Below are 384 nucleotides of genomic sequence, written 5' to 3'. Positions count from 1 at the left end.
TTCACCGCCACTGAGTGTGCCGTGCTTCTTGAGTGAGTCCATCACAATAAGGTTGTTACCACAGCGGATTTCATTACTCATGCTGTGTACGCCAAGGCGCATATCGCTCGCCGTTTGTAACTCGGCATTTTGAGCATAGCTTGCCGTGATAGAACCTTTGCTAAATACCTTACAACTTTTCGGTTCTCCCTCTTTCGTCGTATGTCCGATGATTCCTTTCGCGACTTTGATATCGCCTTGCGCCTGAACTTCAGCAGATTCAATAAAGCCGCCGACGGTAATACTCCCAGTGGCTTTCACAACCATGCCTGGTTCAATGTTGCCAGAGACAAGCACATTACCTTTAAACTTTACGTGTCCAGTAGAGACATCGACATTGCTAAC

General features: G+C 47.1%; 1 protein-coding gene. It reads right to left on the bottom strand.

Annotated features, from left to right (window positions below):
• Nucleotides 1-384 (bottom strand): FapA family protein (locus A3712_RS11430; RefSeq protein ID WP_157618746.1); only part of this gene is annotated, 384 nt, incomplete at both ends.

It is taken from the genome of Vibrio sp. HI00D65 (genome assembly GCF_001635455.1).
Lineage (GTDB): Bacteria > Pseudomonadota > Gammaproteobacteria > Enterobacterales > Vibrionaceae > Vibrio.
This window is presented reverse-complemented; position numbering and strand designations above follow the sequence as displayed.